This is a genomic window from Oceanospirillum multiglobuliferum, from assembly GCF_900167095.1.
Classification (GTDB): Bacteria; Pseudomonadota; Gammaproteobacteria; order Pseudomonadales; family Halomonadaceae; genus Oceanospirillum; species Oceanospirillum multiglobuliferum.
On sequence record NZ_FUXG01000016.1, the window covers coordinates 41,971 to 62,849 of the forward strand.

Genomic DNA, 20,879 nt, shown 5'->3' on the forward strand with positions numbered 1-20,879 from the left:
CGTTTAGGCAACCTTATGCGTCAGGTTTACCTTCGTCAGAGTCACTTTGAGTTCGCCCCTCTTGACCTTTATCAGTGTCTTTAGGCTCCACGTCTGCACTTGGCTTCAACTCAACAACCGTTGATGCGACTGAAGCATCAGGCTTACGCTCTTTCTCAACCCAACCTTCTGGAGCATCAGGCTCTAGTCCGGCCATAATGGCATCAATCTGTTTTGCATCAATGGTTTCATAATGCATCAGTGCTTGTGCCATCTTGTCCAGCTTATCTCGATTATCAAGCAACAGCTGATGCGCGCGGGCGTAGCATGAGTCCGTAATTTTACGAATCTCTTTGTCTAGCTTGCTAGCCGTTTCTGCCGACGCAAACTTGCCACGCCCACCACCCGATGGCCCACCCAAGAACTGATGAGACTCATCTTCGTTATACATGAGCGGCCCCATCTCTTGAGATAAGCCCCATTTGGTGACCATGCTATGCGCCAGCTCTGTTGCCCGCTTAATGTCGTTAGAAGCACCCGTAGTCACGCCATCAAAGCCTAAGGTCATCTCTTCTGCAATGCGGCCACCGTACAAGCTACAAATCTGGCTTAGCAGAGCCTGACGACTGTGGCTGTAACGGTCTTCTTCTGGCAGGAACATCGTTACACCTAGCGCACGGCCACGTGGAATGATACTGACCTTGTACACTGGGTCATGATCAGGCACTAAGCGCCCAACAATCGCATGGCCTGCCTCGTGATAAGCCGTATTCAGTTTCTCTTTGTCCGACATCACCATCGACTTACGCTCGGTGCCCATGATGATTTTGTCTTTTGCCAGATCAAACTCTTCCATGCGTACTAAACGCTTGTCTGAACGCGCTGCAAACAGTGCCGCTTCGTTTACCAAGTTCGCCAAGTCTGCACCAGAGAAACCCGGTGTACCACGTGCGATAATGGCTGCATCCACATCATCCGCAATCGGCACTTTACGCATATGCACTTTTAGAATCTGTTCACGACCTCGAATATCTGGCAAGCCAACAGTCACCTGACGGTCGAAACGTCCGGGACGCAGCAAGGCCGCATCGAGCACATCAGGACGGTTAGTTGCTGCAATAACGATGATACCTTCGTTGCCTTCAAAACCATCCATCTCAACCAATAACTGGTTAAGGGTCTGTTCGCGCTCATCATGACCGCCGCCCATACCAGAGCCACGCTGACGACCTACGGCATCAATCTCGTCAATAAAGATGATGCAAGGGGCCTGCTTTTTGGCCTGCTCAAACATGTCGCGTACACGGGATGCACCCACACCCACAAACATTTCAACGAAGTCAGAACCTGAAATAGTGAAAAACGGTACTTTCGCTTCACCCGCAATGGCTTTGGCCAGCATGGTTTTACCCGTACCCGGTTGCCCCACCATTAAAACACCACGAGGGATTTTACCGCCAAGGCGCTGAAACTTACCCGGATCCCGTAGGAAGTCGACCAGTTCTTTTACTTCTTCCTTCGCCTCATCCACACCTGCCACATCAGCAAAAGTGGTTTTGATTTGGTCTTGTGATAACAAGCGCGCTTTAGACTTACCGAAACTCATCGGGCCTTTGCCACCGCCGCCGCCACCCTGCATCTGGCGCATGAAGAAGATGAAGATCCCCAAAATGATCAGAATAGGGAAGCTTGCCACCAGTAAACGTGACCACATGCTTTGCTGCTCTGGCTGACGCCCCTCCACCACCACTTGGTGACGAATCAGGTCATCCATCAGCTTTGGATCTTGAATTGCTGGACGAATCGTCTCAAAACGACTGCCATCAATACGTTCCCCCGCAATGTTGTAACCATCTACAACAATCTTTCGGACTTGGTCCTGTTGAACTTCTTCAACAAAACTCGAGTAGTTCAATCTCAACGGAGAAGAATCAACGCTGAAGTTGTTAAACACTGTAAGCAACACTGCAGCAATGACTAGCCACAAGATTAGATTTTTTGCCATATCGTTCAAGGGCTCACCCTCTGTTTTGACTGCTTTGGTTACCTGTAAATTCAGGCTCTTGAATAGACAATACTATACACAATTCAGTTCAACCATCCGACCTGTGTTTAGCCTTTAAAACCTTTCGCTAATAAATATCACCTCTTCAGTGAGTAAAGCATCAGGTTTGAGTGTCATGATCGCTTTAAATTTTTATTGGGTTCGCATACTGCCTGCATCAAAGTTTGCACATGAAACGCCTTTACCCAAAGAGTTGTCCTTTTCTCAAGAATCGGAGCCTCCTAATCAGAGAGTACGACATCCACTGGGTAGTCGCCAATAGCTTGCATGATTTCTTCAAAACAGCCTACTCAGCGTGACTGCCCTGAATAAATTTTGCGCTAGACACACTATTTTCCTGCTAACATAACTCTACTGGTTATTATCAACCGAGCAGCTCTTAGCTACAATGTGGGTTTTCCCAAAGCCAAATTCAAGGCAAGCACTTCAGGAAGTTATATGTCTCTGACATCAGCAGTAAAAAAACAGTACCGCTCAATCGCTCATCATCTTAATCCGGTTGTGATCGTATCAGAAAACGGCTTGAGCGAGGGACTAATCGCTGAGGTCGACCGCGCACTTACCGATCACGAACTGATCAAAGTCCGTATCAGTGTGGCAGACCGCGAATCAAAGGGCCTACTGATTGAGGAACTTTGTCAGCAAACTAAAGCTGAGCTGGTACAAACCATTGGTAAAATGGCTGTCCTGTTCCGTAAATCACGTGAGCAGAATGTTAAGCTATCCAACCTTGTGCGTTATGAGCACTATTTGAATCGCTAATTTTGACCGATTCACTAAAAAAACAGGGGGCTGATGCCCCCTGTTTTCATTTCAAGCCTTGGCACTGAAAGCCACTAAGGGGATCCACTCAGCGGCTTTCAGTTCCACATCCTAACCGCTAACCGCCGTTAGATGTGGTGTACTTGGTCGATCTCATACTCCACATCACCACCTGGGGTGATCACGACTACAACATCGCCTTCTTCTTTGCCAATTAGCGCACGCGCAATAGGTGAGCTGACAGAAATTTTGCCAGCTTTAATATCCGCCTCATCATCGCCCACAATCTGGTAACGCACTTCTGCATCTGTGTCCAAATTGATCAGGTCAATGGTGGTGCCAAAAATCACTTTGCCCGTTTTCGGGATCGCCGTGATATCAATCACCTGAGAGGTTGACAGTTTGCCTTCCAACTCTTGAATACGGCCTTCAATAAAACCCTGCTGCTCACGAGCCGCATGGTACTCCGCATTCTCTTTAAGATCACCGTGCGCACGCGCCTCAGCAATGGCTTCAATCACACGCGGACGCTGAACTGTTTTCAGGTCTTCCAACTCTTCCCGTAGACGTTTTTCACCGGCTACGGTCATCGGGAAACGAGTCACACTCATGATTTAACCCCTGCATGAATTTCTTGCAAGCTACGCACGTTAATTTCGCTACCAAATTCTAGCGCCATACACACCGCTTTAGCCGCTGCCAAAGTCGTGGTGTAAGGTACTTTATGTTGTAGCGCGGTACGACGAATCATGGAAGAGTCTGCAATCGCCTTGCGACCTTCAGTGGTGTTCACAATGTACGCCACTTCATCATTCTTCAGCATATCCACCAAGTGCGGACGGCCTTCAGTCACTTTGTTCGCCACTTTCACTGGAATGTTTGCCGCCTCAAGCACTGTAGCAGTACCTTTGGTTGCCAACAGTTCAAAGCCCAGTTTCTGTAGTGAACGCGCCAGCTCAACCACATAAGGCTTGTCAGCATCACGTACGCTCAGAATCACGCGACCACCATTTTGTGGTAGACGCTCGCCAGCACCTTGCTGTGCTTTTAGGAAAGCTTCACCGAAGGTTTCGCCTACGCCCATCACTTCGCCTGTCGATTTCATCTCTGGGCCTAAGATCGGGTCAACACCTTGGAACTTGTTGAACGGGAACACGGCTTCTTTCACGTTGTACAGAGTAGGTACGATCTCTTTAGTGAAACCTTGCTCTTCCAATGTTTTACCAGCCATGCAGCGTGCCGCCACTTTCGCCAGAGAGACGCCAATACACTTGGACACGAATGGCACAGTACGTGACGCACGAGGGTTAACCTCGATCACGTAAACTTCATTGTCCTGCCAAGCCAACTGTACGTTCATCAAACCTACTACGCCTAGCTCAAGCGCCATACGCTTAACCATATCACGCATCTGATCTTGTACATCAGATGGCAGGCTGTAAGGTGGCAATGAGCAAGCAGAGTCACCAGAGTGAACACCCGCCTGTTCGATATGCTGCATGATACTACCGATCACCACGTGTTTACCGTCAGATACCGCGTCGATATCCACTTCAACAGCCGCATTCAAGAAGTGATCCAGCAAAACAGGGCTGTCGTTTGACACTTGCACCGCAGTGTTCATGTAACGGTTCAGCTCTTCATCGCTGTAAACGATCTCCATTGCACGACCACCCAATACATAGGAAGGACGCACAACCAGCGGATAACCAATCTCTTTCGCTTGAACCAAAGCTTCTTCTAAGCTGCGCACTGTCGCATTAGGCGGCTGACGCAGTTCTAAACGCTCGATCATTTTCTGGAAGCGTTCACGGTCTTCTGCACGGTCAATCGCATCAGGAGAAGTACCAATAATCGGTACACCGGCTTCTTCCAAAGCACGCGCCAGTTTCAACGGTGTTTGACCGCCAAACTGTACAATCACACCTTTTGGCTTCTCTTTCTCAACAATCTCTAACACATCTTCTAAGGTGATCGGCTCGAAGTACAAACGATCAGAGGTGTCATAATCCGTTGAAACGGTTTCAGGGTTACAGTTCACCATAATGGTTTCGTAACCGTCTTCGCGAGCGGCCAGTGCTGCGTGTACACAGCAATAGTCGAATTCAATACCCTGACCAATACGGTTAGGGCCACCACCGATGACCATGATTTTTTCACGGTCAGATGGCTCTGCCTCACACTCTTCTTCGTAAGTGGAGTACATATAAGCGGTATCAGATGCGAACTCAGCCGCACAAGTGTCCACACGCTTGTAAACTGGGCGTACACCCAATTTCTGACGCAGTTTGCGGAACTCTTTTTCCGACACACCCAGCAATGTTGCCAAACGCGCATCAGAGAAACCTTTGCGCTTCAGGCGATACACCACGTCATAGGTCAGCTCGGCCATGCCCATTTTGGCCACGCGAGCTTCATCTTTGATTAGGTCTTCGATTTGCGCCAAGAACCAAGGATCTATACCAGAAACAGCGTAGATCTCATCAATGCTCATACCAACGCGGAAAGCATCACCTACGTACCAAACACGATCGCCACCTGGGTTTTGCAACTCACCCATCAGCACTTCCATATGGTCGTCAGCAGTGATGTCTAGAATAGGGTCAAAACCAGTTGAACCCACTTCTAGGCCACGCAATGCTTTCTGCATAGACTCTTGCAGTGTGCGACCAATCGCCATCACTTCACCCACAGACTTCATCTGTGTAGTTAGACGGCTATTCGCTTGCGGGAATTTCTCGAAAGTGAAACGAGGGATTTTGGTCACAACGTAATCGATAGACGGCTCAAACGATGCAGGGGTACGACCACCAGTAATATCGTTTTGTAGTTCGTCTAAGGTGTAACCCACCGCCAACTTCGCCGCGATTTTCGCAATTGGGAAGCCCGTTGCTTTAGAGGCCAGTGCAGATGAGCGGCTTACGCGCGGGTTCATCTCGATCACTACCATACGGCCAGTCTTCGGATCCATACCGAACTGTACGTTAGAACCACCCGTCTCAACACCAATCTCACGCAGTACCGCTAGGGAAGCGTCGCGCATGATTTGGTATTCTTTGTCAGTCAGTGTCTGGGCTGGTGCAACAGTGATCGAGTCACCGGTGTGAACACCCATCGCGTCAAAGTTTTCGATGGCGCAGACGATGATGCAGTTGTCGTTTTTATCACGCACAACTTCCATCTCGTACTCTTTCCAACCAATCAGCGACTCATCAATCAGCAGCTCATTAGTTGGCGACAGATCTAGACCACGCTCACAAATCTCTTCGAACTCTTCTTTGTTGTAAGCGATACCACCACCCGTGCCACCCATAGTGAATGAGGGACGAATGATGCAAGGGAAGCCTAGCTCAGCCTGTACTTGACGCGCTTCTTCCATGCTATGGGCGATGGCTGCGCGAGGGCACTCTAGGCCAATCGCTTTCATCGCTTTATCGAAACGCTCACGGTTTTCAGCTTTGTCGATGGTATCGGCGTTAGCACCGATCATTTCTACACCGAATTGCTCTAATACGCCGTGCTTTTCTAGATCAAGCGCACAGTTCAGCGCAGTTTGACCACCCATAGTAGGCAGCACTGCATCTGGGCGCTCTTTCTCAATAATTTTTGCAACAGTTTGCCAAGTGATTGGCTCGATGTAAGTCGCATCGGCCATCGAAGGGTCTGTCATAATGGTGGCAGGGTTTGAGTTCACCAGAATAACCCGGTAACCCTCTTCGCGCAGCGCTTTACAGGCTTGCGCGCCAGAGTAGTCAAACTCACAAGCCTGACCAATGATGATCGGGCCAGCGCCCAGAATCAGAATACTTTGTATATCGGTACGTTTTGGCATTGCTCTTCACACACTAAATCAGGTTGATATCACTCTCAGTTTGCGTTTCGGCAGACTGCTAGCCGCGCTTGGCCACGTGCGCTTTGATGTTTTCAATGAAACGATCAAACAGTGGCGCTACATCACGAGGACCTGGGCTTGCTTCAGGGTGGCCTTGGAAGCTAAACGCCTTCTTGTCCGTACGCTCAATACCTTGCAGCGAGCCATCAAACAGTGATTTGTGCGTCGCACGCAGCGTCGCTGGCAAGCTGTTCTCATCTACCGCAAAACCGTGGTTTTGACTGGTGATCATCACAACTTGTGTATCCAGATCTTGTACTGGGTGGTTGGCACCATGGTGACCAAACTTCATCTTTTCTGTTTTTGCACCGCTGGCCAAAGCCAACAGTTGGTGACCTAGGCAGATACCAAAAACTGGAATATCTGTTTCTAGAATCTCTTTAATCGCCGCGATCGCGTAATCACAAGGCTCTGGGTCGCCTGGGCCGTTCGACAGGAACACACCATCTGGATTTAACGCAAGCACTTCGCTTGCTGGCGTTTTCGCAGGCACAACCGTCAACTGACAACCGCGCTCCACCAACATACGTAGAATGTTTTGCTTCACGCCGTAGTCATAAGCAACAACATGGAAAGGCAGCTCGCTATCATCACGGTGTGCGTGACCTTTACCTAGCGCCCAGCTTGATTGGTTCCAGCGGTATGACTGACGGGTAGTCACTTCTTTTGCCAAGTCCATGCCCTTCAGGCCTGGGAAGGCTTTAGCCGCTTCAAGTGCTGATTCAACGCTAATATCCGCACCCGCAACAATCGCACCCCGCAGAGAACCTTTCTCACGTAAAATACGTGTTAAGCGACGAGTATCAATATCAGCAATGGCAATGATGCCATTGGCTTTTAGGTAGTCGCCTAAAGATTGTTGATTACGGAAGTTACTAGCAAGAAGAGGAAGATCACGAATAATTAAACCAGCAGCACAAACATTGTCAGACTCGGCGTCTTCACTGTTGGTGCCGGTATTACCGATATGTGGGTAAGTTAGCGTTACTATCTGTTTGGTATAGGATGGATCCGTCAGGATCTCCTGATAACCGGTCATTGAGGTATTAAAAACAACCTCACCACTTGTAATACCATCGTTTCCAATGGCGATACCCTGAAAAACACTGCCGTCTTCAAGGGCCAGTATGGCTGGTCTAGTCAAGTCAACCTCCTCCCGTCACGCGATCTGAACTTAAATTCTTTGAGCTGCATTTTGCGCAGCTGCGATAATCCTAGGCCTTCACCCTGTAGGGTCAAAGCTGAATAATTTGTTTTTAAAACTGAGCGACAAAGCTGGTTCGCCACAGGATCTGTTAGAACACTACAGATTGGGCCACAAAAAGCTAAGTTGTAAAAAAGCGAGATGAAACAATGTTCCATCCCGCTTTTTTTATTATTCGATGAGATACGACCTGCACTGAAGCCGTTAATCTGCCGTATTCTATGCAATTTACCTAAGCGCTGTCCACGATTTAAACGGGCTAATCGCGCATTATTCCCTGTTTAAAATCTTTACAGCTGTTGTGCACAACCTTATGCACAGAGTTGTTCATAAGGTTGTGTAAGACATGGCTTATTTCAGTGCTAAAACATCCTGCATATCAAATAAACCCGCGTCTTTATCAACCAACCACAACGCTGCACGTACCGCACCTTTAGCAAAAGTCATACGACTTGATGCTTTATGAGTGATCTCAATGCGCTCGCCTTCTGTTGCAAACAGCACGGTGTGATCACCTACCACATCACCTGCACGAATGGTTTCAAAGCCGATCTCTTTCTGCGTGCGCGCTCCGGTTTGGCCCTCTCGACCATAAACGGCACACTCTTTCAGATTACGACCCAAAGCACCTGCAACCGCCTCACCCATACGCAACGCTGTACCCGATGGCGCATCAACCTTGTGGCGATGGTGAGCTTCAATGATTTCAACATCGTAATCATCACCCAACACACTCGCCGCCATTTCTAGCAGTTTAAGGCAGACGTTAACCCCTACACTCATGTTCGGTGCAAACATAATGGCCACACGATCAGCATAAGATTCTAACTCTGCTTTTTCAGCCTCATTCAGACCTGTTGTGCCTATAATGATCTTTTTGCCATGCTGTGCACAAAATGCCAAATTCTCTAAAGTGGTCTTGGGTGATGTAAAATCGATGAGCACATCAAAGTCATCTTTAGCGGCCAACAAAGAACCCACCAGTGCAACATTCAACTTGCCTACACCTGCAAGCTCACCTGCATCAGCGCCAATAAGCGAGCTGTCAGCTTCAACAATCGCTGCACCTAACACTACGCCTTCAGCTTGAGTGATCGCTTCAATATTGGTTTTACCCATACGACCCGCTGCACCGATTACCGCAATTCTGATCATAATCTGTTCTTTCCTTTGTCTATGTATTAGGTGCGCTTATTCAGCTTTTGCAGGCTGACCAACAGCCTCACAATGGGAGATTTGCTGATTCATGTCTAAGGCAGGCTTTTCACACTCTGGGCGACCAACAATTTTAGCGGGCACCCCCACTACAGTGGTATGAGGCGGTACACTTTCAAGCACTACCGAACCTCCGCCTACTTTAGCACCTGCGCCAATTTCGATATTACCAAAGATCTTAGCCCCTGCTGCAATCAATACACCTTCCCGAATTTTAGGATGACGGTCGCCGGACTCTTTACCCGTTCCGCCTAAGGTGACGTTCTGCAAGATGGACACATCATTTTCAATCACACAGGTTTCACCAATGACAATACCTGTGGCGTGATCAAACATCACCCCTTGGCCAATTTTAGCCGCAGGATGGATATCCACTTGAAACACTGAGCTGATACGGCTTTGCAAGTAAAGCGCCATGGAGCGTCGACCGTGACACCACATACAGTGCGCCACGCGATAAGCTTGCAACGCATGAAAGCCTTTTAGAAACAGTAAAACAGTGGATAACTTATCCACCGCAGGATCACGCTCGCGCACTGCCATAAGGTCTTGGCAAGTGGCCGTGATGATTTCACACTCACTTTCTAGTGCTTGGTCGATCAGCTCACGCAGCATTACGGCAGGCATTACATCATCCGCCAATTTCACGGATAACAGATAAGAAAGCGCACTCGACAAGTTGCTATGAGCAATAATGGTCGAATGAAAATAGCTGGCAAGGAATGGCTCTCGCTCAGCTTCTAGACGGGCTTCGTCTTGAATGACCTGCCAAAGTGCAGGCTTATCGATAGAGATAGGGGCCATACAATCACCTTAGCGCCAGCTTAAACTTCAGCGCTAGCTTTGAGAAAATAGAGAAGTTGCTATTTTAATAATGGCTAAAATAGCCTTCGATAAACAGGGTGTAAAACTAAACGTAGAAATAAAAACAGGGAGTTAGCACTCAAGCACTTAGCCCGAGCATTACTCCCTGCATCGTAATGCGCTATCAATTAGCCTTTGATATCTTCAAAGAACTTTTTCACACCTTCAAACCAGTTGGCTTTTTTAGGTGAATGATGATCGCTGGTTTCATCTACGCTGCCTTGGAATTCACGCAGAAGTGCTTTTTGCTTCTCAGTCAAATTGACTGGTGTTTCAACCAACACTTTACACAGCAGATCACCCTGCACACCGCCACGCACAGGCTTCACACCCTTACCACGTAGGCGGAACAGCTTGCCCGTTTGGGTTTCGGCTGGAATCTTCAGCTTCACACGACCATCTAAGGTCGGCACTTCCAACTCACCACCTAAGGCCGCATCGACAAAGGATACTGGCACTTCGCAATACAGATCTTTACCGTCACGCTCAAAGATCTTGTGCTCACGCACACTCACCTGAACGTATAAGTCGCCCGTTGGGCCACCGTTAACACCCGCCTCACCTTCGCCCGACAGACGGATACGATCACCCGTATCAACACCCGGTGGAATTTTAACTGACAGGGTTTTCTGATCCTGAACACGGCCTTCGCCACGACACTTACGGCAAGGGTTGGTCACTTTAGTACCGCGACCATGACAGCTTGGGCAAGTTTGCTGCACAGAGAAGAAGCCCTGCTGCATTCGTACTTGGCCATGACCACCACAAGTTGAACAGGTTGTCGGTTTAGACTTATCTGCCGAACCTGTGCCGTCACAGCTATCACAAGCCACTTGAGTTGGAATTTTAATGCTGACGGTTGTACCGTGAACGGCTTCTTCTAGATCCAGATCTAAACGATAACGCAGATCCGAACCACGCTGAGGCGCATTTGGGTTATGGCGACCACCGCCGCCACCGCCAAAAATATCACCAAATACATCACCAAAAATGTCGCTAAAGCCACCCTGACCGCCACCACCAAAACCAGACTGCCCATCAACGCCTGCATGACCATATTGATCATAAGCTGCACGCTTATTGGCATCGGTTAGCACTTCATAGGCTTCAGTGGCTTCTTTAAACTTTTCTGCCGCTTCTGCGTCATCCGGGTTACGATCCGGGTGATACTTCATCGCCAATCGACGATAAGCCTTTTTAATGCTCTTTTCGTCGTCGCTGCGACTGACACCCAGAATCTCGTAAAAATCACGCTTTGACATTGCTAGCAACCATCTTTTTATCTTGGTGAAGGAAGTGGGGTTAAGCTACTTTTTCACAAATTTATTAACGACTTACAGAGAAACCTCTGTGTACATAAAATAAGTTAGGTAATCACAAGAGACGACAACGCGGGAGAGTACTCCCGCGCGTTTTTAGCCTTGTGTAAACGACTTATTTCTTGTCGTCTTTCACTTCTTCAAACTCAGCATCAACCACGTCGTCAGCTTTAGCTGAGCTTTGTGATTGTTGCGCGCCACCTTGGCCTTGTTGAGCTTGCTCTGCTTGCTCGGCGTACAGTTTCTGCGCCAGCTCACCAGAAGCTTCGGTCAAAGCGTTAGTTTTGGCTTTGATCTCTTCAACATCATTGCCTTTCAGTGCTTCTTCAAGGTCTTTGATAGCTGCTTCAATCTTTTCTTTCTCTTGTGCAGAGGCTTTGTCACCTGCGTCCACTAAGGTTTTCTTAGTGGCGTGTACCATCGCATCGCCTTGGTTGCGTGCCTGTACTAACTCTTCGAATTTCTTATCTTCTTCAGCGTTAGCTTCTGCATCGCGTACCATTTGCTCGATTTCGTCATCCGACAAACCAGAAGAAGCTTTGATCACGATAGACTGCTCTTTGCCTGTCGCTTTGTCTTTTGCTGATACGTTCAGAATACCGTTCGCATCAATGTCAAAAGTCACTTCAATCTGCGGTACGCCACGCGGTGCTGGTGGAATGTCAGCCAAGTCGAAACGACCTAGAGACTTATTCTGCTGCGCTTGTTTACGCTCACCTTGTACCACATGAATGGTTACTGCAGTTTGGTTGTCATCTGCGGTTGAGAACACTTGAGATTTCTTAGTTGGAATCGTGGTGTTCTTATCGATTACTGGAGTTGCAACGCCACCCATTGTTTCGATACCCAGCGTCAGTGGTGTAACGTCTAGCAGTAGAACGTCTTTTACGTCACCTGCCAATACACCACCTTGGATAGATGCGCCAATCGCAACGGCTTCATCTGGGTTAACATCTTTACGCGGCTCTTTACCAAAGAACTCAGCCACTTTAGCTTGCACTAAAGGCATACGCGTTTGACCGCCCACCAAAATGATGTCGTCAACCTCTGATTTAGACAGACCAGAGTCTTTCAATGCGATAGCGCAAGGTGCCAAAGAACGCTCAACCAGATCACCCACTAGAGATTCTAACTTAGAGCGAGTCATTTTAACGTTCAGGTGTTTAGGGCCTGACGCATCCGCTGTGATGTAAGGTAGGTTTACATCAGTTTGCTGGCTGCTGGACAGTTCGATTTTCGCTTTCTCTGCCGCTTCTTTCAGACGTTGCAGCGCTAAAGGATCGTTGTGCAGGTCGATGCCAGTGTCTTTTTTGAACTCATCCGCTAAGTAGTTGATCAAGACTAGGTCAAAGTCTTCACCACCTAGGAAAGTATCACCGTTAGTCGCCAATACTTCGAACTGGTGCTCGCCATCTACTTCAGCAATTTCGATGATAGAGATATCGAAAGTACCACCACCCAAGTCGTAAACCGCTACAGTACGGTCACCACGGGCTTTGTCCATACCATAAGCCAGAGCGGCTGCGGTTGGCTCGTTGATGATACGCTTAACATCTAGACCCGCAATTTTACCCGCATCTTTAGTGGCTTGACGCTGAGAATCGTTGAAGTAAGCTGGCACCGTGATTACCGCTTCAGTCACTGGCTCACCCAGATAATCTTCTGCAGTTTTCTTCATCTTTTTCAGCACTTCAGCAGAGATCTGTGGTGGCGCTTTTCTGTCGCCGCGCACTTCAACCCATGCGTCACCGTTGTCTGCTTTAGTGATGGTGTAAGGCACCATTTTGATGTCTTTCTGTACTACATCATCTTCAAAGCGACGACCGATCAAACGCTTAACAGCAAACAGTGTATTTTTAGGGTTGGTCACAGCCTGACGCTTTGCAGACTGACCCACCAGAATTTCGTTATCATCTGTAAATGCAATGATTGATGGGGTGGTACGATCACCCTCAGCATTTTCAATCACTTTTGGCTTACCGCCATCCATGATAGCTACGCAAGAGTTTGTTGTACCTAAATCAATACCGATAACGCGACCCATGATATTCTCCGATTTTTCAATCTAATTCTGTCAATATCAGCGACGTTGTTTATATTTTCGCCGCTGTTACTTGCTATTTGTTTGCTTATATAAGGCCTTGTTTTTTTGTTTCAAGCGCCTTGATCAATTTTTTCTTAATTGCTTTTTGGTAATTAAGGCGCCTTGGCAACCATTACCATTGCTGGACGTACAAGACGACCATTGAGCAGATAACCTTTCTGCATTACGGCAATTACAGTGTTTGGTTCCACATCTGGATTTGGCACCATCGCCATCGCTTCATGCTGCTGCGGATCAAACGGCTCACCCACTGGGTTGACCGATTCCACATTGAATTTGCTTAACGTGCTCGCAAACAGGTCAAGAGTCATTACAACACCCTCTTTCACAGCATCTGCAACTTCATGCTGTGCAAAGGTTTCAACGGCACGCTCAAGACTATCAATTACAGGCAACAGCTCTTTTGAGAACTTTTCTAAAGCAAATTTATGCGCTTTTTCAACGTCTTGCTCTGCTCGACGGCGTATATTTTGCGCATCAGCATAAGTGCGTAAAGCCTGATCTTTTGCTTGTTCAAGTTGAAGAGTCACGGCAGCCAACTGCGCTTCTAAGCTGTCTTCGGCGGCTTCATTCACGTCAACTTCTTCAACAGTGGCATCAGCCTGTTCAGCAGTTTGTTTAACTTCTTGCTCAACCTGCTCCTGAAATTTCTGCTCTTCTGTTGTCATGCGCTTTTATCTCTCTCACTAAAAGATCTGTTATCACCAACTGCTAACCGATATGGGGTTAGCGTCTGCTATTTCAACCCTCTGTTTTTAACAAACCCTACAAAAACAGAGACAAATAAAAAAAATTGCGAGGCAATTGTCGAATACAGGATAAATACTGTATAAATACACATCTATTATTGACCGCGCCGAATGAGGGTGCATTTATGCTGACCTACTTAGCTATTCGTAACCTTGCCATTGTTGAAGCACTTGAGCTGGATCTGCCTTCAGGCATGACCGTCATTACAGGGGAAACAGGAGCAGGTAAATCTATTCTGCTAGACGCCCTTGGTCTTGCATTAGGCGACCGAGCCGACGCAGACAGCGTACGCCACGGTGCAGCCAAGGCTGAAATTTTGGCACAATTCGACATCAGCCAATTACCACAGGCACAACATTGGCTACTGGAAAACGAGCTAGAAGAAGGTGAGCACAAACCCAACCAGACAGCCTCTACTCAAGAGTGCCAACTCAGACGTGTCATTCACAACAATGGTCGCTCAAAAGCTTGGATCAACGGCCAGCCTTGCTCTGTACAGCTTCTAAAGAAACTTGGCAGCCACTTAATTGACATTCACGGCCAGCATGAGCATCAATCACTATTACAGCGCGAAAGTCACCTGCGCTTACTAGACGCTTTCGCTCATTTAGAGCCACAAGTACAAGACCAGCAAGCCCTCTTCAAAAACTGGCAACACTGTCGCCGACAATTAGAAACCTTAAAAAACCAAGATGACAAACAGCAAGCCCGTATTGAGCTACTGCGTTATCAGGTAGAGGAACTAGAACAGCTCGCCCTTGAGGAGCAAGAGCTACAAAGCCTAGAAGAGGAGCAACAACACCTTGCCAATGTCGATACCTTAATACTAGAAGGCCAAGCGGCTTTTAATTTGTGTGATAGCGACGAAGGCGGCGCTCGCCAGCTATTGAATCAAGCTTGCAATCGCATCAATCACCTACCGTCACAAGATGCTCGCTTGAACGACATTCGGCAGATGTTAGGTGATGCTTTGATTCAGATAGAAGAAGCTTCACGGGAACTCGAACACTTTGTCTCAAGCTGCGAGCTAGACCCTGAGCGCCTACAGTTTGTAGAAGAGCGCCTATCAACTATCTATCAACTGGCGCGTAAACATCACATCACCCCGGAAGAACTATACCAGCACAGCCTCAAATTAAGAGCAGAACTCAACAGCATCGAAAATGGCAGCCAAAACATAGAACAACTTGCCGAACAGCTTCAGCAGCTTACTGAAGCCTTCCGCCAACAGGCGGCACAACTAAGCCAACAACGTAAAACTGCGGCTTATCAGCTGAATCAAAATATCAACGAACAACTCAGCCTACTGGGCATGAGCAACGCACGCTTTGAAGTTTCTATTCAGAACTCAGAACAGTTTCAAGCCCATGGTTTAGACAATGTTGAATTTCTAATCAGCACCAACCCCGGCCAACCGCCTAAACCTATGATCAAAATTGCCTCGGGTGGCGAGCTATCGCGTATCAGCCTTGCCATTCAAGTGGTCACCGCACAAACCTCAGCCATTCCAACCTTAGTTTTTGACGAAGTAGATGTCGGCATCAGCGGCGGCACGGCAGAAATTGTTGGACAGCTGCTGCACAATCTCGCACAGAAAGGACAGATTTTATCGGTGACACACCTACCACAAGTAGCCGCGCAAGGTGATCAACATCTGTTTATTAAGAAAAGCAGCACAGAAAACAGCACGCACTCTGAAATGGTTTGGCTAGAGCAGGAACAGCGCGTAACAGAGCTGGCGCGCATGTTAGGTGGCATTGATCTAACAGAGCAAACCTTAGCCCACGCACATGAAATGCTACAACACAGCCAACAACGCCTTACCTGCTAACTTTACAGGCATACCGCTGACACAAATAAGCCCAGTGCATACTGGGCTTATTTGCAACATAACCGAATAAGTTAAACCTTAGAAGGCGCTATTTAGCCTTTCTAACGTATAGCACTAAAGAATGCTCAACCAATTCAAAGCCATGTTCTGCAACGATCTGGCGTTGACGACGCTCAATTTCAGCATCAAAAAACTCAATCACCTCACCAGAATCAACGCATACCATATGGTCGTGATGTTCATCTTTTGCTAGTTCAAATACCGCATGACCACCATCAAAATTGTGGCGCACAGCTAAGCCAGCAGACTCAAACTGTGTTAGCACCCGATAAACGGTTGCCAAACCTACGTCTTCTCCCGACTCTAGTAATGATTTATAAACATCTTCAGCACTCATGTGGTGACTGTCAGCACTTTCCAGCAACTGAAGAATCTTGATGCGGGGTAGCGTCACTTTTAAACCCGCTTTTTTAAGCTCTTGATTTTCGTCGGCCATGTTTTTTCTGGTCTCGCTTCGCAGTCGCTGTGTATTCCGGTATTATCCCAGACTTGCACAACAAGGTGAAAGATATTCTCAAATGCAAAGACTGATCATTTTAGTCATCTTTTCTTCATTCGTCACACTTTCTGGCTGTATTTTTCCAGGAGTGTACAAACGTGAGCTGCAACAAGGCAACGTTATGACCGATGAGATGATCAATCAATTAAAACCCGGCCTCACCAAAGAGCAAGTCACCTACGTGATGGGCAACACTTTGGCTCCAGCAACCTTTAACCCTAATCGCTGGGACTATCTCTATTGGTCAAAAGACCCTAGAGACAATGTCACACAACAGCGTATTACACTTTTTTTTGATGACAATCAGCTAAGCCGCATCGAAAAGCAGCAATAGCCAAGCATCAAACCTGCCAGCTAGCGGCAAGCCCTACTGCTTAGCCGCTCGATTGGCACGGGCTTTTTTCGGATCAGCTATTAAAGGCCGATAGATTTCAACGCGGTCATTTTCTCGCAAAACTTGCGTCTTAGGCTGCTTCACCAGCTTACTGAACAAACCCATTGGCGCTGATTCTAAATCAATTTCTGGAAAATGGGCTACCAAACCAGAACGTTCAGCCGCTTGAAATACCGTTGTACCCTCAGGCACAAACAGCTCAACCACACGCTGATCATGCGCCAGCGCGTACACCACCTCAACACGAATTAACTTATCGTCCATAGACTTCATTTGCTCTCTGACAAAACGCATCCACCAACGTATTGGCCGCTTGGTTAAACACTCCACCCAACGCCATACTCAATACCTTGCTTGAAAACTCAAACTCCATCGTCAACGACACCTTACAAGCCTCATCGGATAACGCATCAAAGCGCCACTCGCCCTCAAGCTTTTTAAACGGCCCGTCAACCAGCTTTAACTCAATACGATTAGGCTCCTGTAGCGTATTACGCGTTGTAAAACTGTGTTTCAAACCCGCTTTAGCAATTTCCAAACGCCCAACCATATGCGTAGCAGAGGACTCAATTAAGGTTGCACCACTACACCAAGGCAAAAACTGAGGGTAAGACTCACAATCGTTCACCAAATCATACATCTGCTTCGCAGAATGCATCACCAGCGCAGTTCGAGTCACAGTGGTCATCAATCACACCCTTCATCTAATAACAAAATCTCAATGACAAACGCCTTTCAACCCAGAAAAAAATCACAGATTTGTAAGCCTGCCAGATAAAAAAGCCGATTGTAGCATGATTTTGATTTTTAACGGTTTCACCACGTAGCCCTTTAACTCAGTTCGCTTTATAATGCCCAACATGGCTACGAAAAAGAAATCAAAACCAAGCAGCGGCACCATCGCCCTGAACAAACGCGCCCGTCACGAATATCATATTAATGAGAAATTCGAAGCGGGTATTGCGCTATCGGGCTGGGAAATCAAAAGTATCCGTGAGGGCAAAGTCCAAATCACCGATGCTTACGCCATTATCCAGCGTGGCGAAATGTGGTTAGTTGCTGCACATATAACACCGTTGATCACGGCGTCTACGCACGTCATCGCGGAACCTATGCGCGCACGTAAACTACTGCTGCACAAAAAAGAGATTGCGAAAATTTTTGCCGCGCTTCAGCAAAAGGGTCACACCTGTGTGCCGTTAGCACTGTACTGGAAAGCCAACTTGGTGAAATGTGAAATCGCCTTGGTAACAGGTAAACAGCTACACGACAAACGCGCAACAGAGAAAGACCGAGACTGGAACCGTCAAAAACAACGTATTGTCCGCGACTACGCCGGATAAACTAGCAGTTAAGCTGACTATTCGGTAGAATGGTCAGACTATTGGGGGCGACATGGCTTCGACGCCGGTTACAAACCCTGAGGTGCATGTCGAGAGGGTAGCGTTATCTCGTAAATCAAAGCGTTACAAACAAATAGTCGCAAACGACGAAAACTACGCTCTAGCTGCTTAATTGTAGCTCCCTTCGACGGAAGTTGCCTGTAACTTCTTGACAAGGTATGAGCCCGCGAAACAGGCTCGCAGCAAAGTCCGCCTTAGACCGCGCTGCTAAATTCTTCAAGGCTCGTGTTCGACAATCCTGTTCATTGGAGTGTTGGGCATTAAACTAAAAAATGAAACTAAACATGTAGAGCTGATGGCAGCGGACTGGCGGACGCGGGTTCGATCCCCGCCGCCTCCACCAAACAAAGACCTTCAATGGTCGCAAACAAGCCTGAAACACCTGATAAATAAAGGGTTTCGGGCTTTTTTGTGTCTTATAAAACCTTAATCAACCTTATCTAATCTTGCGTTTTTAGATACACCAGAAGTAACATCAAGCCTAAACCACGGATTGCGGTGTTACTAAAATGGCTAGACTGACCACCCCTTTAACGAATACTGAAGTAAAGCAAGCAAAGCCCAAAGACAAGGAATACTCACTATCTGACGGCAACGGCTTAGCACTAAGGGTTAAACCTAACGGCTCAAAGCTCTGGCTTTTTAATTACACACCCCCTTTCAAGAAAAACCGAACCAATATAAGTTTTGGTAGCTATCCTGATATATCACTGGCAGATGCTAGAAAAAAGTCGGCAGAAGCTAGACGCTTGCTAAAAAGTGACATAGACCCAAAGCAACATTGGAACGAACAGCGCCAACAAACAACACAAGCCTATAACAACACCTTTAAAGCCGTTGCCGAACTTTGGATAGAGGTGAAACAGAAAAATGTTTCCAAAGGTCATGCGAAAGATATTTTCAGATCGCTAGAACTACACGCATTTCCTAGCTTTGGCGATACACCCATTCATCTACTAAAAGCCCCTATCACTATTCAAGCACTCAAACCATTAGAGGCCAAAGGCAGCCTAGACACTGTAAAAAGAATGTGCCAAAGGATTAATGAAGTGATGTATTTTGCCGTGAATAGTGGACTGATCGAGGCTAACCCTCTAGCAAAAATTAGTGCCATATTTGAGCCGCCTAAAAAACAACACTATCCCACCATTAAGCCGGACGAACTCCCCAAGTTTTTGCACGACCTCGCCAATGCTAACATTAAGAGAACCACCCGCTGCCTGATCGAATGGCAGTTGCATACAATGATCAGACCGAATGAGGCCGCAGGCGCTCGCTGGGATGAGATAGATTTTGATAACCGAATCTGGACAATTCCCGCCATTAGGATGAAAAAAAAGTTAGAACATAAAGTCCCATTGTCCGACCAATGCCTAGCGCTACTGGAAACGATGAAACCCATCAGCCAATACAGTGAGTATATTTTCCCCAGTGATCGAAACTCTAAGAAACCCACCAACTCCAGCACTGCCAATGTGGCAATTAAACGCATGGGGTACGGTGGTTTACTCGTTTCTCACGGACTCAGAGCGTTAGCCAGTACCACCCTGAATGAGCAAGGTTTTGATTTTGATGTGGTCGAATCAGCACTTGCCCATATTGAAAAAAATGAGGTTCGCAGAGCCTACAACCGAGCGGAATATATCGAACGCAGACGCAAGCTAATGGAGTGGTGGAGCCAACATATAGAACAGGCCGCTATGGGTAATTTGAGTATGGCAAGCGGCCATAAGATGCTGAGGTCTGTTTAGTGATGATCCAGTCGAATTATGAGAGATGCCGATAACGTGGTTAGTCTGAGGGAGATTAGAGTATGACGGATTTATACGGGCTAAATGCAGAACTATACTTTATGTATGGGGATCCTAGAGAGTTAGCCAAGTGGATCAGGCAAGGTGGGGAAATAACACCATCTATGCGGCTACTTATTGCTGATGCATTAGACGGCAGCCAGAAAAAACGGCCTGGTCAAAAAAGAACATGGGAAAAACAAATGATAGAACTTGAGATTGTTCAACGCCTAGAGTATATGGAATTGCTATACCAGAACAAAAGAGGATATAAAACTAAGGCGTTAGAAGCGATAGCGGAAAACTTAGGGATTAGCGTTGAAGCATTGAAACTATACAGGAAAAACATCAGGTGCTGGCGCAAGCAACAGTTTAAGGGTAGTGAATGAGGGTGTTCATAGTTCTGTGTCACCCATTTCTTAAAGATCGACGTGCTGGTCTATTCGGCCTTCGAAGTGGATGCTCAACTGAGACAATGTCAGGTTCCAGTTTTGCACCGGATGCGTCCACTTCTCTGATGCCTTCAACATACCCGCGTATAGCAGCTTGAGCAATGCATTTTCATTAGCAAAGCCCCCTTTCGTCTTGGTCAGTTTACGGAACTGACGGTGCACCGCTTCAACCGCATTCGTTGTATAAATCGCCCTTCGCACTTGCTCTGGGTATTTGAAGTAAACTGAGAGATTTTCCCACTTACTCCGCCAAGACTTTATCACCAGCGGGTACTGAGCACCCCATTTCGCTTCCA

General features: G+C 47.4%; 19 protein-coding genes and 1 other RNA gene. 7 read left to right on the forward strand and 13 right to left on the reverse strand.

What is annotated here, in order from left to right; translation table 11 throughout:
- Positions 1 to 13 precede the first annotated feature (13 nt).
- Entirely contained in the window at positions 14 to 1,993 is a 1,980-nt protein-coding gene (ftsH, locus tag B5D26_RS11660) for an ATP-dependent zinc metalloprotease FtsH (protein WP_078745907.1), read from the reverse strand.
- Positions 1,994 to 2,482: 489 nt separating this feature from the next.
- Between ftsH and yhbY the strand changes: the two genes are divergently transcribed.
- Entirely contained in the window at positions 2,483 to 2,806 is a 324-nt protein-coding gene (gene yhbY / locus B5D26_RS11665; RefSeq protein WP_078745908.1) for a ribosome assembly RNA-binding protein YhbY, read from the forward strand.
- Positions 2,807 to 2,934: 128 nt separating this feature from the next.
- Here the strand turns inward: yhbY and greA are convergent, their stop codons facing one another.
- The 8 genes from greA to grpE all read right to left on the reverse strand — a co-directional run bounded on the left by greA (position 2,935) and on the right by grpE (position 14,072).
- Positions 2,935 to 3,411, reverse strand: coding sequence for a transcription elongation factor GreA (gene greA, locus B5D26_RS11670; RefSeq protein ID WP_078745924.1), 477 nt, complete (start codon positions 3,409 to 3,411; stop codon positions 2,935 to 2,937).
- A 2-nt stretch (positions 3,412 to 3,413) separates the two neighbouring features.
- Positions 3,414 to 6,638, reverse strand: a complete 3,225-nt coding sequence (gene carB, locus B5D26_RS11675) for a carbamoyl-phosphate synthase large subunit (RefSeq protein WP_078745909.1) — start codon at positions 6,636 to 6,638, stop codon at positions 3,414 to 3,416.
- Positions 6,639 to 6,696: 58 nt separating this feature from the next.
- Positions 6,697 to 7,842, reverse strand: a complete 1,146-nt coding sequence (gene carA / locus B5D26_RS11680; RefSeq protein ID WP_078745910.1) for a glutamine-hydrolyzing carbamoyl-phosphate synthase small subunit — start codon at positions 7,840 to 7,842, stop codon at positions 6,697 to 6,699.
- Positions 7,843 to 8,253: 411 nt separating this feature from the next.
- The gene (gene dapB / locus B5D26_RS11685) at positions 8,254 to 9,057 is read right to left on the reverse strand and encodes a 4-hydroxy-tetrahydrodipicolinate reductase (RefSeq protein ID WP_200810671.1); all 804 of its coding nucleotides are present in this window, start codon (positions 9,055 to 9,057) and stop codon (positions 8,254 to 8,256) included.
- Positions 9,058 to 9,093: 36 nt separating this feature from the next.
- Positions 9,094 to 9,921: a serine O-acetyltransferase gene (gene cysE, locus B5D26_RS11690; RefSeq protein ID WP_078745911.1), complete on the reverse strand. Its 828-nt coding sequence runs from the start codon at positions 9,919 to 9,921 to the stop codon at positions 9,094 to 9,096.
- Positions 9,922 to 10,109: 188 nt separating this feature from the next.
- Complete coding sequence (gene dnaJ / locus B5D26_RS11695; RefSeq protein WP_078745912.1) at positions 10,110 to 11,243, reverse strand: molecular chaperone DnaJ; 1,134 nt, start codon at positions 11,241 to 11,243, stop codon at positions 10,110 to 10,112.
- A gap of 172 nt (positions 11,244 to 11,415) precedes the next feature.
- Positions 11,416 to 13,344, reverse strand: coding sequence for a molecular chaperone DnaK (gene dnaK / locus B5D26_RS11700; RefSeq protein WP_078745913.1), 1,929 nt, complete (start codon positions 13,342 to 13,344; stop codon positions 11,416 to 11,418).
- A gap of 152 nt (positions 13,345 to 13,496) precedes the next feature.
- Entirely contained in the window at positions 13,497 to 14,072 is a 576-nt protein-coding gene (grpE, locus tag B5D26_RS11705; RefSeq protein ID WP_078745914.1) for a nucleotide exchange factor GrpE, read from the reverse strand.
- Positions 14,073 to 14,278: 206 nt separating this feature from the next.
- Between grpE and recN the strand changes: the two genes are divergently transcribed.
- Positions 14,279 to 15,985 carry a DNA repair protein RecN gene (gene recN / locus B5D26_RS11710; protein WP_078745915.1) on the forward strand — a complete coding sequence of 569 codons (1,707 nt, stop codon included), beginning with the start codon at positions 14,279 to 14,281 and terminating at the stop codon, positions 15,983 to 15,985.
- Positions 15,986 to 16,073: 88 nt separating this feature from the next.
- Here the strand turns inward: recN and fur are convergent, their stop codons facing one another.
- Positions 16,074 to 16,481: a ferric iron uptake transcriptional regulator gene (gene fur / locus B5D26_RS11715; RefSeq protein ID WP_078745916.1), complete on the reverse strand. Its 408-nt coding sequence runs from the start codon at positions 16,479 to 16,481 to the stop codon at positions 16,074 to 16,076.
- Positions 16,482 to 16,563: 82 nt separating this feature from the next.
- Here fur and B5D26_RS11720 point away from each other — a divergent pair, with 82 nt between their 5' ends.
- Positions 16,564 to 16,878 (forward strand): outer membrane protein assembly factor BamE, encoded by a 315-nt coding sequence (locus B5D26_RS11720; RefSeq protein ID WP_159445654.1) that lies wholly within the window; start codon positions 16,564 to 16,566, stop codon positions 16,876 to 16,878.
- A gap of 33 nt (positions 16,879 to 16,911) precedes the next feature.
- Here the strand turns inward: B5D26_RS11720 and B5D26_RS11725 are convergent, their stop codons facing one another.
- On the reverse strand, positions 16,912 to 17,202 hold the full coding sequence (locus B5D26_RS11725) for an RnfH family protein (protein WP_078745918.1): 291 nt from the start codon (positions 17,200 to 17,202) through the stop codon (positions 16,912 to 16,914).
- Positions 17,192 to 17,626, reverse strand: a complete 435-nt coding sequence (locus B5D26_RS11730) for a type II toxin-antitoxin system RatA family toxin (protein WP_078745919.1) — start codon at positions 17,624 to 17,626, stop codon at positions 17,192 to 17,194. Before B5D26_RS11730 ends, B5D26_RS11725 begins: the two co-directional genes overlap by 11 nt.
- A 172-nt stretch (positions 17,627 to 17,798) precedes the next feature.
- Between B5D26_RS11730 and smpB the strand changes: the two genes are divergently transcribed.
- From smpB to B5D26_RS11750, 4 genes are all read left to right on the forward strand, one after another.
- Positions 17,799 to 18,281 carry an SsrA-binding protein SmpB gene (smpB, locus tag B5D26_RS11735; protein WP_078745926.1) on the forward strand — a complete coding sequence of 161 codons (483 nt, stop codon included), beginning with the start codon at positions 17,799 to 17,801 and terminating at the stop codon, positions 18,279 to 18,281.
- Between the two features lie 43 nt (positions 18,282 to 18,324).
- Positions 18,325 to 18,684, forward strand: a transfer-messenger RNA (tmRNA) gene (gene ssrA, locus B5D26_RS11740).
- Between the two features lie 166 nt (positions 18,685 to 18,850).
- The gene (locus tag B5D26_RS11745) at positions 18,851 to 20,092 is read left to right on the forward strand and encodes an integrase domain-containing protein (RefSeq protein WP_078745920.1); all 1,242 of its coding nucleotides are present in this window, start codon (positions 18,851 to 18,853) and stop codon (positions 20,090 to 20,092) included.
- Positions 20,093 to 20,154: 62 nt separating this feature from the next.
- On the forward strand, positions 20,155 to 20,520 hold the full coding sequence (locus B5D26_RS11750; protein ID WP_078745921.1) for a hypothetical protein: 366 nt from the start codon (positions 20,155 to 20,157) through the stop codon (positions 20,518 to 20,520).
- 30 nt (positions 20,521 to 20,550) lie between these two features.
- On the opposite strand, the gene B5D26_RS11755 is transcribed toward B5D26_RS11750, so the two are convergent.
- On the reverse strand, positions 20,551 to 20,879 hold a 329-nt coding region (locus B5D26_RS11755), incomplete at its 5' end, for a transposase (RefSeq protein ID WP_143833116.1).

Excerpts from the sequence above, each read along its gene's own strand:
- B5D26_RS11745 (WP_078745920.1), top strand. The coding sequence starts at position 18,851 with ATGGCTAGACTGACCACCCCTTTAACGAATACTGAAGTAAAGCAAGCA.
- B5D26_RS11730 (WP_078745919.1), bottom strand. The coding sequence starts at position 17,626 with ATGACCACTGTGACTCGAACTGCGCTGGTGATGCATTCTGCGAAGCAG.
- B5D26_RS11725 (WP_078745918.1), bottom strand. The coding sequence starts at position 17,202 with ATGGACGATAAGTTAATTCGTGTTGAGGTGGTGTACGCGCTGGCGCAT.
- recN (WP_078745915.1), top strand. The coding sequence starts at position 14,279 with ATGCTGACCTACTTAGCTATTCGTAACCTTGCCATTGTTGAAGCACTT.
- B5D26_RS11720 (WP_159445654.1), top strand. The coding sequence starts at position 16,564 with ATGCAAAGACTGATCATTTTAGTCATCTTTTCTTCATTCGTCACACTT.
- carB (WP_078745909.1), bottom strand. The coding sequence starts at position 6,638 with ATGCCAAAACGTACCGATATACAAAGTATTCTGATTCTGGGCGCTGGC.
- dapB (WP_200810671.1), bottom strand. The coding sequence starts at position 9,057 with ATGATCAGAATTGCGGTAATCGGTGCAGCGGGTCGTATGGGTAAAACC.
- smpB (WP_078745926.1), top strand. The coding sequence starts at position 17,799 with ATGGCTACGAAAAAGAAATCAAAACCAAGCAGCGGCACCATCGCCCTG.
- yhbY (WP_078745908.1), top strand. The coding sequence starts at position 2,483 with ATGTCTCTGACATCAGCAGTAAAAAAACAGTACCGCTCAATCGCTCAT.
- fur (WP_078745916.1), bottom strand. The coding sequence starts at position 16,481 with ATGGCCGACGAAAATCAAGAGCTTAAAAAAGCGGGTTTAAAAGTGACG.
- dnaJ (WP_078745912.1), bottom strand. The coding sequence starts at position 11,243 with ATGTCAAAGCGTGATTTTTACGAGATTCTGGGTGTCAGTCGCAGCGAC.
- grpE (WP_078745914.1), bottom strand. The coding sequence starts at position 14,072 with ATGACAACAGAAGAGCAGAAATTTCAGGAGCAGGTTGAGCAAGAAGTT.
- cysE (WP_078745911.1), bottom strand. The coding sequence starts at position 9,921 with ATGGCCCCTATCTCTATCGATAAGCCTGCACTTTGGCAGGTCATTCAA.
- dnaK (WP_078745913.1), bottom strand. The coding sequence starts at position 13,344 with ATGGGTCGCGTTATCGGTATTGATTTAGGTACAACAAACTCTTGCGTA.
- B5D26_RS11750 (WP_078745921.1), top strand. The coding sequence starts at position 20,155 with ATGACGGATTTATACGGGCTAAATGCAGAACTATACTTTATGTATGGG.